At 44.6% G+C, this 16,849-nt stretch carries 16 protein-coding genes; 3 read left to right on the top strand and 13 right to left on the bottom strand.

Annotation, left to right across the window (positions count from 1 at the left end; translation table 11 throughout):
• Window positions 1–32: 32 nt before the first annotated feature.
• Window positions 33–1,082 carry a 2,3-butanediol dehydrogenase gene (locus DC345_RS06130; protein WP_113052353.1) on the bottom strand — a complete coding sequence of 350 codons (1,050 nt, stop codon included), beginning with the start codon at window positions 1,080–1,082 and terminating at the stop codon, window positions 33–35.
• Between the two features lie 419 nt (window positions 1,083–1,501).
• Between DC345_RS06130 and DC345_RS06135 the strand changes: the two genes are divergently transcribed.
• Window positions 1,502–2,545, top strand: coding sequence for a LacI family DNA-binding transcriptional regulator (locus tag DC345_RS06135; protein WP_113052354.1), 1,044 nt, complete (start codon window positions 1,502–1,504; stop codon window positions 2,543–2,545).
• A gap of 140 nt (window positions 2,546–2,685) precedes the next feature.
• On the opposite strand, the gene DC345_RS06140 is transcribed toward DC345_RS06135, so the two are convergent.
• The 3 genes from DC345_RS06140 to DC345_RS06150 form a co-directional block, all read right to left on the bottom strand.
• A complete protein-coding gene (locus DC345_RS06140; RefSeq protein WP_113052355.1) occupies window positions 2,686–3,660 on the bottom strand; it encodes a D-2-hydroxyacid dehydrogenase family protein in 975 nt (324 codons plus the stop codon).
• 191 nt (window positions 3,661–3,851) lie between these two features.
• Entirely contained in the window at window positions 3,852–4,103 is a 252-nt protein-coding gene (locus DC345_RS06145) for a hypothetical protein (protein WP_113052356.1), read from the bottom strand.
• A gap of 33 nt (window positions 4,104–4,136) precedes the next feature.
• The gene (locus tag DC345_RS06150; RefSeq protein ID WP_113052357.1) at window positions 4,137–4,721 is read right to left on the bottom strand and encodes a TetR/AcrR family transcriptional regulator; all 585 of its coding nucleotides are present in this window, start codon (window positions 4,719–4,721) and stop codon (window positions 4,137–4,139) included.
• A 243-nt stretch (window positions 4,722–4,964) separates the two neighbouring features.
• Here DC345_RS06150 and DC345_RS06155 point away from each other — a divergent pair, with 243 nt between their 5' ends.
• On the top strand, window positions 4,965–6,179 hold the full coding sequence (locus tag DC345_RS06155) for an MFS transporter (RefSeq protein ID WP_113052358.1): 1,215 nt from the start codon (window positions 4,965–4,967) through the stop codon (window positions 6,177–6,179).
• 13 nt (window positions 6,180–6,192) lie between these two features.
• Here DC345_RS06155 and DC345_RS31675 read toward each other — a convergent pair whose 3' ends face one another.
• Window positions 6,193–6,351 (bottom strand): hypothetical protein, encoded by a 159-nt coding sequence (locus DC345_RS31675; protein WP_175382611.1) that lies wholly within the window; start codon window positions 6,349–6,351, stop codon window positions 6,193–6,195.
• A 30-nt stretch (window positions 6,352–6,381) separates the two neighbouring features.
• Window positions 6,382–6,831, bottom strand: coding sequence for an SRPBCC family protein (locus DC345_RS06160; protein ID WP_309304319.1), 450 nt, complete (start codon window positions 6,829–6,831; stop codon window positions 6,382–6,384).
• 107 nt (window positions 6,832–6,938) lie between these two features.
• Here DC345_RS06160 and DC345_RS06165 point away from each other — a divergent pair, with 107 nt between their 5' ends.
• The gene (locus DC345_RS06165) at window positions 6,939–7,331 is read left to right on the top strand and encodes a VOC family protein (protein WP_113052360.1); all 393 of its coding nucleotides are present in this window, start codon (window positions 6,939–6,941) and stop codon (window positions 7,329–7,331) included.
• A gap of 129 nt (window positions 7,332–7,460) precedes the next feature.
• Here the strand turns inward: DC345_RS06165 and DC345_RS06170 are convergent, their stop codons facing one another.
• The 7 genes from DC345_RS06170 to DC345_RS06200 all read right to left on the bottom strand — a co-directional run bounded on the left by DC345_RS06170 (window position 7,461) and on the right by DC345_RS06200 (window position 16,799).
• Window positions 7,461–8,552: an HD-GYP domain-containing protein gene (locus DC345_RS06170; protein WP_099852681.1), complete on the bottom strand. Its 1,092-nt coding sequence runs from the start codon at window positions 8,550–8,552 to the stop codon at window positions 7,461–7,463.
• Window positions 8,553–8,829: 277 nt separating this feature from the next.
• Window positions 8,830–10,665 (bottom strand): UbiD family decarboxylase, encoded by a 1,836-nt coding sequence (locus tag DC345_RS06175; protein ID WP_113052361.1) that lies wholly within the window; start codon window positions 10,663–10,665, stop codon window positions 8,830–8,832.
• Window positions 10,666–10,942: 277 nt separating this feature from the next.
• Entirely contained in the window at window positions 10,943–12,154 is a 1,212-nt protein-coding gene (locus DC345_RS06180) for a sensor histidine kinase (RefSeq protein ID WP_181586502.1), read from the bottom strand.
• A 122-nt stretch (window positions 12,155–12,276) separates the two neighbouring features.
• Window positions 12,277–12,945, bottom strand: a complete 669-nt coding sequence (locus DC345_RS06185) for a response regulator transcription factor (RefSeq protein ID WP_113052363.1) — start codon at window positions 12,943–12,945, stop codon at window positions 12,277–12,279.
• A 44-nt stretch (window positions 12,946–12,989) separates the two neighbouring features.
• Complete coding sequence (locus DC345_RS06190; protein ID WP_113052364.1) at window positions 12,990–14,954, bottom strand: ABC transporter ATP-binding protein/permease; 1,965 nt, start codon at window positions 14,952–14,954, stop codon at window positions 12,990–12,992.
• Window positions 14,955–15,133: 179 nt separating this feature from the next.
• Window positions 15,134–16,426 carry an amidohydrolase gene (locus DC345_RS06195; protein WP_113052365.1) on the bottom strand — a complete coding sequence of 431 codons (1,293 nt, stop codon included), beginning with the start codon at window positions 16,424–16,426 and terminating at the stop codon, window positions 15,134–15,136.
• Between the two features lie 79 nt (window positions 16,427–16,505).
• Window positions 16,506–16,799, bottom strand: coding sequence for a hypothetical protein (locus DC345_RS06200; RefSeq protein WP_113052366.1), 294 nt, complete (start codon window positions 16,797–16,799; stop codon window positions 16,506–16,508).
• Window positions 16,800–16,849 lie beyond the last annotated feature (50 nt).

Consider the following 16,849-nt stretch of genomic DNA (forward strand, 5'->3'; position numbering starts at 1 on the left):
ATTATGTTGTCTTGTTAAATAGCTCGGTAAAGTTACTCTGCTTTCACCAGAATTTTAACCTGGTTTTTCTCTTTCAGCAGTGCTTCAAATCCATGCTCTACCACTTCGTCCAGGCTGATTCGTTTGGTTACCAACTTATCAGCTGGGAAGAAACCTTTAGCCATCAGGCTAATCACAGCCGGGAATACGTCACGGTAACCGATAATGCCATTGACTGTGCGCTCCTTCATAACAATGGAGTTAGGCAGAATCGGTGCTTCTTGTTCGAAGATGCTGACGATCATCAATTCACCGCCAATACGCGTTGAATCAATCGCTTGTTGCAGCACCCGTGGTACACCCGTTACTTCATAAGCTACATTCACGCCGCCTTGTGTACGCGCATGGATTTCTTCCACCACATTGTATTGTGTAGGATCAATAACAATGGCGCCAAGTTCTTCCGCTTTGGCTTTACGTTCCTCGGATAATTCAACAACATAAATATCCGATGCGCCAGAAGCTTTCAACGCTTCAATAACCAGCAACCCGATTGGACCCGCACCAAAAACAGCCGCAGTGTCGCCCACTTTCAGTTTGCTTTGACGAACAGCATGAAGCGCTACTGCGGAAGGTTCCACCAACGCTCCTTGCTCATACGAGATGGAATCAGGAATGGCATGTACCATATATTCCTCAGCTGTTACATACTCCGAGAAACCTCCGCCTCCACCAGCCAGGCCCAAGAAACCCATCTGATCGCACAAATTGTATTTCCCTTGTTTACAGGCTTCACAATGGCCACACGCATAGATCGGTTCCACTACAACGCGGTCACCTGCCTTAAATCGTGTCACACCTTCTCCTACTTCAACGACTTGTCCTGAAAATTCATGTCCCATCACAACAGGTGCTTGTTCCCCTGTTAGCGGATGCGGTGCTTGAGCCGGAATGAAGATCGGGCCAGCAGTGTACTCATGCAAGTCACTGCCACAGATTCCACACCACTCCACTTTTATTTTAACCTTTCCCTGTTCAGGGCGGGGTTCATCAATATTTTCGAGACGCAAATCTTTCACTCCATGCCAACGCAATGCTTTCATTTGTTTCATCTCCCAGATCATAATTTTTGATATAATCGGAAACGTTTCCGTAAGTTAAATATGTCACATTTTAAATAGGCTGTCAAACATAATTTGTCACACATATGTCTATCTTATGAATTTTACGTCGATAATTCTGGTGTAATGCCAGCGTTTTCAATGTATTGATCTTTTTTTCTCTGTGGCTTTCCCTCCGTTCTCTCTCGTGTATATTTTTAATTCAATTGATATAGAATGCGCGATTTATCTCTATTTATCCATTCGGTTCTTTTGGAAAGCAACCAACATCTCTGGTCTTTAATCGTATTCACAGGATACTTATTGGCTCAAATGTTATAATCAAGGTATAGGATTGTCATTTCATTCGTATATATTTTCAAAATTCGGAATCGTTTCCGATGAAGTGAGGTTAACTAAACGTGAGTAAAGATCAGAAGGTTACGATCAAGGACGTTGCAGAACTTGCAGGTGTAGGTATCGCTACCGTCTCCCGTGCCATTAACAATTCCGATGGCATCAGCAACAAAACCCGGGATAAAGTCATGCAGGCCATTGAGGAGCTAGGATTTGTCCCCAATACCTCTGCTCAGAGTTTGAAAATACGCCAGACGCATCAGATTGCACTGGTTGTACCTGACATACGCAACGCCATCATTCCCGAGATCTCTTGGTCTGTTGAACAAACGGCGAAGCAGCACGGGTATCATGTGGTTCAAATTAATACGGCGGGTAATGCACGAACGGAACTGGAAACCATTCGTACGATCAAAAAACTGCACGTGGACGGGCTTATTTTCATGCCTTTGGCATATCCCAAAACGTTGTCTGGCTTAATTGATAAAGCTCCTCTTCCCATTTCCATGATCAATTACGGTAAAAAGCTGGACCCTGGCATGAAAGCAGATGTCGTTTCTCTTTCACAGCCTGAAGGGAAATTGGTGATGGAACATCTGATTAAGATTGGACGGACTCGCATCGCATACGCCGGTGCTCCCAAAGATATTATTGAAGAACGTTATCGGGCTTATGAGCAGGCACTGGGACATGTAGATATCTCGCTTGTTTACTTCGGAGAAGATTTTTCATTGAATACGGGAGCTAATGCAGCGGATTATTTCTATGGACTGACTCACATGCCAGATGCCGTATACGCGATTAACGATATGGTCGCCATCGGACTGGTAAATCGGTTTAAAGAACTCGGCGTTCGAGTCCCAGAAGATATCGCTGTCGTGGGCGTTGATAATAACCAATGGACAACCGTTACTTCTCCGCAGATCAGTTCAGTCTCGATTATGGGCGAAGAAGTGGCCCGACTTGCTACGGAATTGCTGTTAAAACGGATTCGAGAGATGAGCACCACGGATTACGAGCATATTCAATTTGAGCCACGGTTAATTGTGCGTGAGTCCAGCGTTGCCATGATCCGCTCATCTTCACAAGGACCACCCGCAGAAGAATGATCGCAAAGTCACCGGATTTAATGGACAATCCCACTTGATAAATACAAAAAAGGTGCTCACCAGGTATGAATTTCGTTCCTGAGAAACACCTTTTTTTATCTTCATTCACACTCTTTTATCTCAAACCCACCTCCGAGCCATTACTTCTTCGAAAGCAATTGTCTAATTGGTGTTCCTTTGATAAACATCTCAATATCCTCTACGGTATGGTTAAAATAAATGGCATAGTTGCCTTGAGTCACATAACCCAGATGCGGCGTTGCCAGCAGATTGGGCAGTGTACGCAACATATGATTCACAGGAAGAGGCTCCTGTTCATATACGTCCAGACCTGCCCCGGCAATCCACTCATTCTGTAAAGCTTCGACCATCGCCTCTTGATCCACAATGCCTGCACGGGACGTATTTATCAATAAAGCAGTATTTTTCATCCGTTGCAAATCGGCTCGTCCGATCAGATTACGTGTCCGATCACTGAGCACCAGATGAATGGAAACAATATCACTCTGTTCAAGCAGCTGCTCCTTGGTCTCTGCCCATTGGACTCCCTGTTCCTCTGCTTTTGCCTGTGTCAAATTCTCACTCCAGGCGATCACGTTCATGCCAAAGGCTTGTGCAATCTCTGCCATTCGGCTGCCAATCTTGCCTAAACCGAGCAATCCCAATGTCTTTCCGTACAAATCCATGCCAACTGTACTCTGCCAATTCCGATTGGAGCGCAGTGCGTTATTTTCAGTTACCAACTGTCTGGACAGACCCAGTATCAACGCCCATGTGAGTTCAGTCGGCGGGTTCGAGCTACCTTCCGTGCCGCACACGATTACACCGCTTTCTTCCGCAGCCTGGAGGTCAATGGAGGCATTGCGCATGCCGCTTGTAATCAGAAGCTTGAGCTTGGGCAATTGTGTAATCACGGATTCAGGAAAAGGTGTACGCTCACGCATCAAGACTATAATTTCAAAATCCTGCAGTTCCTGAACGACCTTCTCTTCTGATCCCAAATAGTTATTGAACGTCTGAACCTCAACCCGATCCAGGATAGGAGTCCAATCCGCTGAAGAAAGGGCTACATTCTGATAATCATCCAATATGGCACAACGCAACTTCGTCTGCATGGTTGAATCTCCTCCTCATATATGTGCATCATCTAACAATCTTTGAACATGTTATATGAATATGTAAATCATAGTATACACCCTAATTTAATCTATACCCTATCTGTATTGTATCAACTCAAGCCCTCATCTGCCCAATGTCCTCAGACACAAAAAAGAGCAGGAACACGCTCCCATTTCACCCTGTCACATCAAAACAGCTTGAAAAGCAGCGCCGTGATCAGTATGGCCATCGCCACTTGAAGCAAGGACCGTATTTTCCAAAAAATCGTATCCAATTTTGATTGATCATTCTCTGTCAGCGAACCAACAATAGCAATAAAAGCAAGTATGCCAATCACAATCAAACTGAACTTGATGATCCCCATCCCGCCGTATGTCGTAAGCAGCACACCTATAATGTATAAAACGACAAGGTAGATCCTATGAAAATAACGCTCCATATGAACACCCTTTCTAAAAATGAAATCCTTCCCTCATTCCTCAAGCAACGATAACGTAATCTTAATACTCTGCTGCACAAATGAGCGATCCGGCTCCGATTTCATCATCACAGTCAATCCAATCATCGATACAACCAGAGACCTGGACAACGCACTTGCGTCGAGATCATTAGACAATTCCCCTGTTTCCTGCCCCCGTTCAATCGTCTCCTTGAAAATCGCCGCCAGATACATCTGGTGCTCGCGTGTCAGAACAGCGAATTTGGGGTCATGCGGAGCCAGTTCAACCATCGTATTGATGCAAAAACAGCCGTGACGAGTATCTGTCACATCCCCTTCTGCTCCAATATGTTCAAATAAGGTACGGAAGGCTTCTTTCACAGAGGATGTATGTTGCAGCCTGGATCTGACCTGAGCGGCATGCAAAGTTGTATATCTGCGAAGTGCCGTTTCAAACAATTCCTTTTTGTCACCAAAAGCCGCATATAGACTTGGACGCTGAATCCCCATGGCTGTTGTCAAATCACTTAAGGACGTCGCTTCAAATCCCTTATCCCAAAAAATCTGCATCGCCGCTTCCAGTGCCTGATCCGTATCAAATTCCCGTTGTCTAACCATGCATTCACCCTCTTTATGTATCGATCAGTATACATCTATTTTAATCTATATCCAAATCCCACGTCAAACATATCTCAATTTATAAAAGAAAATTTAATCATTCCATTTTAATTCTTGACATCGTGTCAACGTGTGAAGTATGTTTATTCGGAATCATAATGTACTGATCGGTATATTTAAATTCATCAGTGGACTTTCTGCTCCCTAACTTACCATATTCGAATACAGAAAGGTGAATCATCCATGCAAAATCCTTCTCATCAAGCACATCCCTTCAGCGAAGGACGTCCGAGTATGACCCGCGTTGTGGCGCTGTTATTTGCCCTGTGCAGCGGACTGGCGGTAGCTAACATTTATTATGCCCAGCCTTTACTCGACTCCATTGCTGACGAATTCAGTATCACGCATTCATCCATTGGCATTGTTATTACCGTAACCCAGATTTGTTACGCCCTCGGATTGTTATTACTGGTCCCTCTTGGTGATCTATTGAACCGGCGCAAGCTGATCATTAGCCAGATGCTTTTATCCGTAATCGCACTGATCACTGTCGGTACCTCATCCTCCAGCCAGATTCTATTCATTGGAATGGCGGCGATCGGGTTGCTTGCCGTCATTACACAAACACTCGTTGCCTTTGCCGCCTCCCTGGCTGCACCTTCAGAACGAGGGCGTATCGTCGGTCTGGTCACAAGCGGGATCGTCATAGGCATATTACTGGCACGAACCATTGCAGGCACCTTAAACGATTGGATCGGCTGGAGATCGGTCTATCTCTTCTCTGCCAGTCTGACATTACTAGGCGTTATTGCCCTATTTCTTGTACTCCCAAAACACGAACCTAAACGAGAGAAACTCAGCTACACCCAATTGATCGTTTCTGTCCTGCAACTATACCGTGAGCTGCCTATTCTGCGGACACGTGGCGTTCTCGCCATGTTGATCTTCACAGCCTTCAGCATTCTGTGGACTTCCATGGTGCTGCCACTTAGCGCTCCGCCACTTTCCCTGTCACATACTGCTATTGGAGCCTTTGGTCTCGCGGGAGCTGCTGGTGCGCTGGCTGCTGCACGTGCAGGAAGACTAGCTGATCGGGGATTGGGACAAAAGACGACAGGCGTCGCTCTGGTCATATTGCTTCTATCCTGGCTGCCCATTGGCTATGTTCACCACTCATTATGGCTGCTTATAGCTGGGGTAATTATGCTGGACCTTGCCGTGCAGGCCGTACATGTCACCAACCAGAGTCTGATCTATGAAGTTCGACCTGAGGCGCAGAGCCGCTTGACGGGCGCCTACATGATCTTTTATTCGATAGGAAGTGCTACCGGTTCCATTGCTTCTACTCAAGTTTACGCGTGGACAGGCTGGACTGGCGTTTGCTGGCTGGGCGCAGGCGTTAGTGCCACTGCGCTTCTGTTCTGGGCCTTCGATCGGTATTTCCATCGGAATTCGTAATCAATAAATGAACTTAATCCAGCTTATTCCATACCACGATAAACAGAGTGGCTAGCGGACCAAATAACAGGGAAATCAGAAACCAGTTACGACCACTTCTGTTTTTTCCCTGAGCAAGTCCGGCATTAATGAGGGCAAGTGTGCCCCAGCCCACAAAATATTCGTTTTCCATCAAACATCATCTCCTCCTGACAGATCGGCTCTATTTATTTTCTAGTAACTCTTTTAGCTTCAAATTACGGCTCTCCAGGAAAGCCTGCATATACCTCTTGAGTACAATCCGCTCTGCGACCCAACCCAGAACACCAAGAGGAGCTTCAAATCTTAGTGTGTCCCTCATACAAGTGGTCTGCTCACCAAGTTTGCTGAAGCTGTGTTCATGTCTCATGCTCTTGAAAGCACCTTTCTCCATCTGATCCACAAAGAGATACGGCCGATTGTACTCGGCGATCCGGGAAGTCAGCTGCTGCCTTATCCCGAAATGGTTTACTTCGAAAGTTACCGTGTCGCCTTCGCCAATTCTGCCCGTCGTAACACCAGCTACAGCCTGCTCACGGGTATGTTTCCAGACCGTCTGGGTATGAATATCAATGTCCCGCGCATAGTCGAAACATCGGTCGATGGGGGCATGTATTTCAATCTCAGTTACCACTTCAATCAAGAGCTATCTCTCCTTTCCCGATTCCGTTACAATATGAATAGGCGCTTGGCCCTCTCTGCAACCTATTGGTGATCACTGAAAGGAGTTGTATATGATTCATGAATTCATCAACCAAAATCACAACGTTTCTAATGTTCTCGGGACAAGCAGAGGAAGCTATTCACTGGTACACTTCTTTATTTGCTGACTCGGCCATTCAGCACGTGTTTTATCAGGATAATGGCAAAGTTCTGCATGCCACTTTTACTCTGAACGGGCAAACCTTTATGGCGATTGACAACACTAGCGCTTTTCACGCGTTTACTCCAGCTATCTCACTGTTTATCGACTGCGAAACGACCGACGAGATTGCCAGGTTGTTCGAAGCCTTATCCACTGAGGGAGAGGTATTGATGCCGCTGGCTGCATCCCCCGTCAGTCAGCAATTCGCCTGGGTCCAGGATCGTTATGGCGTGAATTGGCAGCTCAATCTTCCTAAAAAGGAAAATTAAGGTCTTTGCAAAAGTATACTCCTGGTCACCATGAAGAACAACGCAGTGCATAATATAAATGAAAAAAACGGGTCCCCTATCATGGTACAGGAGGCCCGTTTTCTGTATGAATTCATTTGTTATTCAAACTTAGATAATTAATTCATTAATGGCAAGAGTGCGTTCTTTGGACAGATCACGATATTGTTCCGATTCCACCTTGATCAGTGGTTTGAAAATATCGGATGTATTGTTCATGACAATAACACCCCGCTCGCCGTTGCTCAGCAGTACTTGTTTACCAATAAAATTAGGAAGCAGATGCTGCATCAAGGCTTGAACCGGCTTTTCATTCAATTTGCCGAATCCCATCGCATAGATATCGCGTAAGTTGTTAATCAGGTTCGGATTGCTGCTTCCGTGACTGCCGGATCTCATCCCGATGTATATGTCAGCAACAGATACGATCTGTGTGTATGGATGAATTTCATCTTTTTTCAGTTGCATTGGATATCCCGTGCCATCCTCCAGTTCATGATGCTGAAGAGCTACCAGCGCCGTAGCTTCATCCGTCATGGAACTTTTGATAATATCATGTCCATAGATCGTGTGACGCTGCAATTCGAGCTGTTCATCTGCGGTTAACGGTTCCATCTTGTTACGTATCCGATGGGATACCTTGCATTTGCCGATATCGTGAAGGTAGCCACCACGACTGATCTGGTAACTCTCTTTTTGGGAATAACCAAGCCAGTTAGCCAGGTAAAATGACAACAGTCCAACCTGAATGGAATGGGTGTAGTTATTGACATCATCCCGTTCCAGCATCATCAGGAGATGTACGACATCCTTTTGCTCGTCCAGTCCCTCCACCATCGGTTGAAGCGCATCGTCCACCATGGTAGCGTTGAACTTACCTACCGTCAGTGCTTCAAGAAACGCAGATTGATAATTATGTACAGTTTGTATAAATTGGGATTTCATTTCTTCTTCGGGCGGTTCTTCCTTGGTGCTTGTGCTTGCTCCAGATGCAAATTTTGCTGCAGCAGCAAAAAATTCTGCTTCCGTGATCTCTTCCTCGCGTGGTTCAATATCCACATAGTCTACGCGGTGCTGCATCAGCAAGGTGATATCTTCACTTTTGATCACAGTACCCTGACCCAGAACGTGTAATCCCGCTTCGCTGAATGTATCCGCAGTTAGACGGTCTCCATCTTGCAGGTTCATAATATGGATTCTCAAATCGGTATTCCCCCTGAACAATCATTTATAGTCAACAGCACCCGTTAGATCGGGTCCCAAAAATCCCTATACTACTTTATATCGATAAATACATTCTTTTTCTCCATAGTCCAAACGACCTTAATCGTAAAAGGAAATACGAACGTATAAGACTTTATTCTCAGTCCTATTTTCAAAAAAGTCCCGGTTTGAATTTGTATTTAGATATCTGGCATCTTGTTTTACACATATATAACCAAAAAGCCCAAAAAAATCTTTGGGCTCTTATTGAATTCAACTATATTTTGATCGAGCTCAGACTCGCTCCCTGTACGAAAAAGCGTTCAATGCTTTTCTCAACAGATGGGTCAGGAATTAACGGTGGAGCCTGATGCGGCTTCACTCTGGCATCAATAATGATCTGGTCACAGCCCCAATGTTTATAGTTGTAACTGCTGTTCACACCGTACATATCATGGGAAGGATTACTGCGGGTAAATGTCGCCCACAAGAAGTTGCTGAGATTCGCACTAAGGAAAGAACTATCGTCACATAAAACAATCATCGGACAAGAAGACAGATCTCCCTTTTCCTTCAGCATATCCGTAAATGCCTTCATTTCTTGTTCTGTATCCACATAACTGGTGAATGACGCACCCTGAACGGCTACAACTCCTGGCATTACGAGCTGCGGATTACTATACCCCCGGATATCCTTCAATATCTCCGGTACTTCACGGCACAATTCCCGTTTCTTGTCCCCATAGGCTGCAAATACAACTTTACTGCCACTGTTCAATCCGGTTCCCGAGTAATCCAGCGTATCGATCGTTGTATTGGTATGGAAATGAATGTCCCGCTGCAGATCCATTCGTTCCAGGATGTACGTCAGGAATTCCACTTCCCGGTGCGTATCCAGCGGTTGCTGATCTTCTGCTGTGATAAACAAATATTTCGCCAGACTGAGCTGGCCTGTACCCAGAATACGACTCGCAATCGTCAGCAGCTCTGTTGGCTGTTTTACCGCTTGGTAGGGTGTATAACGCTCACTTCCAATCGCAAACAGGAGCGGATGTACTCCTGCTGCATCGACTGCATGAACTTCTTTTACGCCCGGAATCTCCTGTTTAATGGCATCACCCGTAATTTCGTGAATCAGATCCCCAAATGCGGTATCCTCTTGCGGAGGACGACCCACCACAGTAAATGGCCAAATCGCATTCGGCTTGGCGTACACTTTATGCACTCTCATTAGTGGGAACGGATGGGTCAGACTATAATATCCAAGATGATCACCAAACGGTCCTTCTGGTTTCGTCTCGTCCGGGTAAATTTCACCCGTGATGACAAAATCGGCATCATTGCTGATGCAATATCCATCCTTATAGCTGTAGCGAAAACGACGGCCGGCAAGTAGTCCTGCGAAAGTCATCTCACTGAGCCCTTCAGGCAAAGGCATCACGGCAGAAAGTGTATGTGCCGGCGGCCCCCCAATGAAGATGCTCACTTTCAGAGGTTCTCCCTTTTTGACTGCTTTGGCCTGATGAATACCAATTCCGCGATGGATCTGATAATGAAGTCCAATTTCCTTATTCAGTTCATAATCATTACCACTTAGCTGTACCCGGTACATGCCCAGATTGGAGTTCATGATGCCTGGCTTGTCCGGGTCCTCCGAATAGACTTGAGGCAGTGTAACGAATGCTCCACCATCCATAGGCCAATGCTTGATCAACGGCAGATCCGAGATCTGAATCTCCTGCGCGGTTACAGGCAAACTGATGGACTTTTGCTTAGGTAGAGCCTGCCAAGCGGCAAGACCTGTGCTGATATGCTGAAATGGCGTTTTAAGTGCCTTCATGGGATCATCCCGGACAGCCATGACACGTTGTACACCTTCAAGCGTTCCACGGAACATGAATTTGCTTCGTTCCAGTGTACCGAAGAGGTTCGAAACAGCCTGGAACTTCGAGCCTTTCACATTTTCGAAAAGCAGAGCTGGGCCTTTCGCCTCATGCACTTTCATATGTATCGCTGCCATCTCCAAGTGAGGGTCAATTTCTTCCTTCACTCGAATCAAATGTCCATGCTGCTCCAGATCATTAATGCAATCTTCCATATTGCGATATTTCATTGGATGGCTCCATTCTTTATATAATAAATTGTTATGTTCATATATTCACATAGATGTGCGGGGGTAGCAGATAGAATAAACGTTGAATCTACTTCACTCTCGTCACACTACAAATGGATTGATGCTTGCATCTCTTCTATCTTATCAAATCATCTGCCACTAAACAAAACAATATATTAAATCTCTTACGCAGCACTTACCAAAAAGCAATATTCAGGCAAAAGGAGTCCTGTATTCATAAGGACCGCGATTGCTTAAATATTGCTAATTAAGCTTTTTAAGACATAGTCGAAGGTCTGGGGATCGTAACCGTAAACTGCGTTCCTTCTCCAACCCTGCTCTCCACATCAATTGTACAATCATGTAATTTCAAAATTTTAATCACGATGGAAAGTCCTAATCCATTGCCTCTGAGAGCACTGCTTCGTGCTTTGTCCACCATATAAAATCGATCGAAAATATACGGAAGCTCTTTCTCCGGTATTCCTTGTCCTGAATCTCTAATTGATACCTTCACAGATGACGTGGACATCTCGATTGCGACGTAAATGCCCCCATCGGGACCCGTATATTTTATCGCATTGTTGATTAGATTCTGCCAGACCTGCTCAAACAAATCTTTATCGGCGGTAATTTCGCAAGGCAATAAGTCCAATTCAATCCTGATATTTTTGTGCGCCCACTGGGGTTCCGCCAATACGATCGTTCTTCTTAACTGTTCATCTAATTGAAAGGTGGTGAGATTAAACGGATGGTGCTCTGAATCCAGTGAGGCTAACCTTAGTAAATTATCACTTAGCCTGGACAAACGTAAAGTTTCCTCATATATGATATCCAAATGCTCTTTCTGCTCTTCCAATGGGATGACACCATCTTGCAGCGCTCTTGTGAATCCTCTGATCGATGTTAATGGGGACTGCATTTCATGAGAGACGTTACTGACAAAATCATCACGCACCGAGTCTATTTTTTGCAACTCACGGGCCATATGATTAAAACTCTCCATCAGCTCACCAAACTCATCCTGATTATTATGTTTCAACCGGACAGTTAGATCGCCTGACGCCATTTTCTTGGCTGCAGCGGTTAGTCTTTTGATCGGTTTCACAATGTACCCGGACATGAACATGATTAATAAGCTTCCTATGACTAAAACAGTGAGTAGGGATATAAATAATGTACGTTTCACATTATGAAAAATTGATGAAAAATTAATTTTGATCAGAAGCGCATCTTTCTCTTCATTTATCCTGGGAACACCGACGATTGTCGTTTCATCTTTATTGGACATTATAAACGCTTTCGTCGAATTTGCGTCGAATAACTCATGAACTTTATCCATTGGTATTGAGGCAAGTAATCCACTTTGTTCATTCACGGAAGTTATATTCAAGCCGTATCTTGCAAAAATATTTAAGCTTGTTTTCACTTTTTCCGGATCATCGATTAGGTTTATCATCGTAGCGATATCTTCAGCAATCGTAATCATGGAATGATTCGGTGTGTTTTCCTGAGACCGCATATTTAATATAAAGGAAAGAATTACACTGATGATGACAATACCAAAAAATGTTACTACTATTCGTAGACGCAGGCTTTTTCTTATGATTTTCATATACTCTCCAGACGATATCCCAGTCCTCTAATTGTGGAAATCATCAGCTCGGGAATGGGTTCCAGTCGTTCTCTTAGCCTTTTAATATGCACATCTACGGTTCGCTCATCACCTTCATAATCGATACCCCATATATCTTCGATAAGCTGTGTACGTGTGAATATTTGCCCTGGCAAACTCGCCAAAGCAAACAACAATTCACATTCCTTCTTTTTCAATTCAACCGATTGAGTTCCTGCATCCACTGTCAAATTGCTCAGATTAATTGTTGCACCGCCTATATGAATAACATTCGATGAAATCTTGTTGTATCTCTTCATTAGGGATTTCACACGCAGGATTAACTCTACTGGATCAAAAGGTTTTACTAAATAATCGTCTGACCCTGCATTGAATCCTCTGACTTTATCCTTGGATTCGCCTTTGGCAGTCACCATCAGAATCGGAATATCCATATAAGATCGAATATCTTCGGTCAGTTCAATACCATCTACACGTGGCATCATCACATCTACAATCGCTAAATCAATTTTGGTATGAGACAAGATATTCAATGCTTCTTGGCCATCCGGCGCTTCCACGACGGAAAACTGATTAGTTTCAAGGTATATTCGAATCAATTTGCGGATATGGGAATCATCATCAACCACAAGAATCGTGTTCATTTATGCATTATCCTTTCCGCAATTATCATTACTCACAACTGTATTTATTCATATCGCAAGGATTCCATTGGGTCCAGCTTGGCAGCTTTGGAAGATGGCATCAAACCAGCGATGATGCTGATTAACGTACTTACTGCGATACCAAACACGATATAGTATCCAGATAGATTAATCAATTTTGCACCAAAAGCATTGTCCAGGAAGATGTTTAGTACATAGCTAATTATCGCTGCAAGGATAACGGCAATGACCCCACTGAAAATACCCAATAAGGCAGATTCGGAAAAGAATATTCGCTTGATATCCTTTTTTCTTGCACCAATTGCTCGAAGAATTCCGATTTCCTTCGTCCGTTCCACTACACTAATGTACAGTACCACCAATATCATAATCCCTGATACAATTAATGAAATTCCGGCAATTCCAGCCAGAACAATCGTAGCCATGTTTACGTACGTCGTGATACGCTCCATGATTTTTGCTGTTTGAGAGCCAGAGAAACCTGCATCCACAACTTCGGCATTAATCTCATTCACATATTTCATATCGGTTGCATAAGCATTAACTTGAATCGGGCCGATGGTCATTCCATTATCAGTGTACATCTGTTTCAGCGTCTGTGAAGGGAGATACCCTGGAGTCTGCTGCATCGGAGTTTGTTGACCCGTCGCTTCATAGATACCTGAGATCGTAACTTCTTTTTCTAAAATAATTGGTTTGTGGTTAGCATCCATTTCATTGATATATAGATGGATTGATTTTCCTACCATAGAATCAGGTTGATCATTTCCACTTAATTTATTCGCCGTTTTCAACGGTAACAGAACTTGATTGCCTTCTGGGAAAGTACCTGCTGTAATCATTTCTTTATCAAATGCGTCTGTAAAGGTCGTTAATTGTGTGAGTCCTTCCGATTGTTCTTCATACACCAAAGTCGATTTTCCATCCACAGAGGTAATTGTCTCCACATGATCTACATTCGGAAGATTACGGATGGTTTCGATATCAGCATCTGTAAATGCCTGTCCTGTTGCCATCAGAGCTTCCGGGCCGCGCTTGTCACTTGCTTCTTCACTGGGTTTAGTGATGTCCACCAGTAGGGGATCCATACTTGCATTAATTTCGTTATTCATATAACTCGTAATGCCATTTCCCAATGATAACATCAGGAGTACGCTCAAAATCCCTATCGACCCACCCAATGCTACCAGTACATTTCGCTTACCATTGAGTTTCATATTTTTGAGAGCCATCTTAAAAGAAGCAAGTAAGCCCAGGTTTCTCGAAGCACCACTACTACCCTCATAGGTAGTTAAGGAACGATCTTTTAGATGAATGTCATCCTTAATCCGTCCCTCCTCTACCTTCACAATACGTGTACCGGAATCAGCTACTTTCTGCGAGTGGGTTACCGCAATGACCAGCATCCCTTTTTGCGCAATGCTGTCCAGCAAAGCTAGGATTTGATCTCCGTTTTCCTTATCCAAAGCACCCGTTGGTTCATCCGCCAAAATAATGTCCGGATTATTCGATAATGCACGAGCTATGGAAACCCTTTGCTTCTGTCCACCCGACAGCTGGTTAGGCCGTTTGTTCAGATGATTCTTCAGCCCGACCTCGGTCAAAATATCAATAGCGCGCTTATTGCGATCCTTTTCACTTGTGTCCGTCATTTGCATGGCAATCGTAACATTCTCCAGCACAGACAGATGCGGGATCAGGTTGAAATTTTGAAACACAAATCCGATATTTTTTTTTCGATAATCATCCATTTCCTTCTCAGTCATGGCACTTAAATTCTTTCCACGAACAAGGATCTCCCCTTCAAAATCGGAGTCCATTCCACCAATAATATTCATAAGGGTTGACTTTCCGCAACCCGATTCGCCAAGGATGGAAACGAATTCTCCGGTCTCAAAGCTCAAATTCACATCGTGGAGCACGGGAACCTTTTCTTTACCGTACAACGTGTATGATTTCTTCACATGTTTAACTTCTAATATGGTCATCTTGATCTCTTCCTCTCCAAGTCGTACACCGTATCTATCTATTTGTTTGATTTACTTTTCACATTCTAACAAATTTGTGTGAACTGATAATGAACTGGACAATCTGCTTCAGCCTGGTAAAAGAAAGACACTCGTAGTGACTTGAGGTGAACCATATCAAGTCACTACGAGTGTCAAAATTAAATTCCTTCAACAATACGCTTCGCCCGAACCTCTACCTGACGGAATAGTTCTTCCTCATCAATCGTCAGCAGCTGCCTGCCTCTCATCAGCACACGCCCATTCACAATGGTGGTATCTACATCGGCGCCGTTCACGCTGTATGCAAGCAATGATTCCAGCTCGTGAACCGGCTGCAAGTGCGGTTTCTTCAGATCAATCAGAATCAGGTCAGCTTTGCGCCCAACTTCCAGCACACCCACTTCATCCTGAAGGTTCAACAGACCTGCACTTCCCCGTGTAGACATGTGTAGTACATCTCTTGCCGACAAGCGGGTAGGGTCACCATAATCCAGCTTTTGCAGCCAAGTTGCAGCCTTGATCTCTTCAAACATATCGATGGTTGTCGCACTTCCTGCCCCATCGGTTCCAAGACCCACGTTAATTCCCTGTACAATCATCTCGGTGATTGGGGCAATTCCGCAGCCAAGCTTCAGATTGCTGACCGGATTGTGCGCTACTCCACCACGCATGCCTTTCAATCTGCCAATATCTCTTCGATTTAGGTGTACGCCATGGGCAAGCAGTACGTGTGCCTTTTCAAACATACCTGCCTCTTCCAAATACTCCGTTGGCGTCATGCCATAGCGTTCACGAATCTTCACAACTTCCTCTTTCGTCTCAGCCAGATGAATGTGGATAGGCACGCTCTCCTGTTCCGCCATCGCGATTACTTCCCGCAAAGGTTCTACTGGACAAGTATAGGGAGAATGCGGGCCATACATCGTCGTAATTCGACCCTCGGCCTTACCCGACCAACGTTGTATCAAATCGACCGCTTCCTGTAATCTGCGCCCACCGTCATCCTCCACAAATACCATGCCGCGTGTGAGCGATGCCCGAATCCCGGTTTCCGTTACCGCTTCTGCGATTTCATTCATGTGAATGTACATATCCGCGTAAGCTGTTGTTCCTGAACGGATCATCTCGGTAATGGATAGTTGTGCTCCCCAGTATATATCTTCGGGTGTCATTCGGGCTTCTGCCGGCAGCATTTTACGATCAAGCCAGTCCATGAGCTTCAGATCATCCGAGAATGCTCGTAACAGACTCATCGGTGTATGCTGGTGAGCATTGATCAGTCCCGGCATGGCCAGTTTATGTTGACCATCCATAATGTCATCACCCGGTTGGGCCATAATGTGGGGAGCAATCTCTGCGATACGGTCGCCTACAATGCGAATATCCCCCTTGAAGGGGGAATCGGTGTCTTTCATCGTTAAGATTGTGGCTTGCTGGATTAAAACACTCATTGTTTCACAACTCCTCTAGATTTGGATTGCCTTACTTCCAAATCCGAGGATAAGCCTTCACGTAACGGCAAGGTCAAGATTAAGTTAATTTTTGAGTCGTCATTGTTCTAAAACTTTGAATAAAAGGCTTGGGATCTGTGTTGACCATATAAGGATAGACTCCGGTGCTGGTATGTAGATAGAAAAATCCACCTTCATTCCCCATTCTCCGAAAGGACATGTCGAACACTTCTGTAATATTAAACTCGCGGTATTTCGTTACAATCTTGTCCGAGTACAGGATCATGGACCGATCGCTCTGCATTACTTCCTGTGCGAGACCCGTCACTTCTCTCTGTACTTTGTAATATGGCAATACAGCAATGCAGTTCATGATCTGCCTCCGTTCTAGCATGATTATTTGTTCCATCATAGCAGATCGGA

Origin of the sequence: Paenibacillus taichungensis (assembly GCF_003287275.1) — a bacterium.
GTDB lineage: Bacteria > Bacillota > Bacilli > Paenibacillales > Paenibacillaceae > Paenibacillus > Paenibacillus taichungensis_A.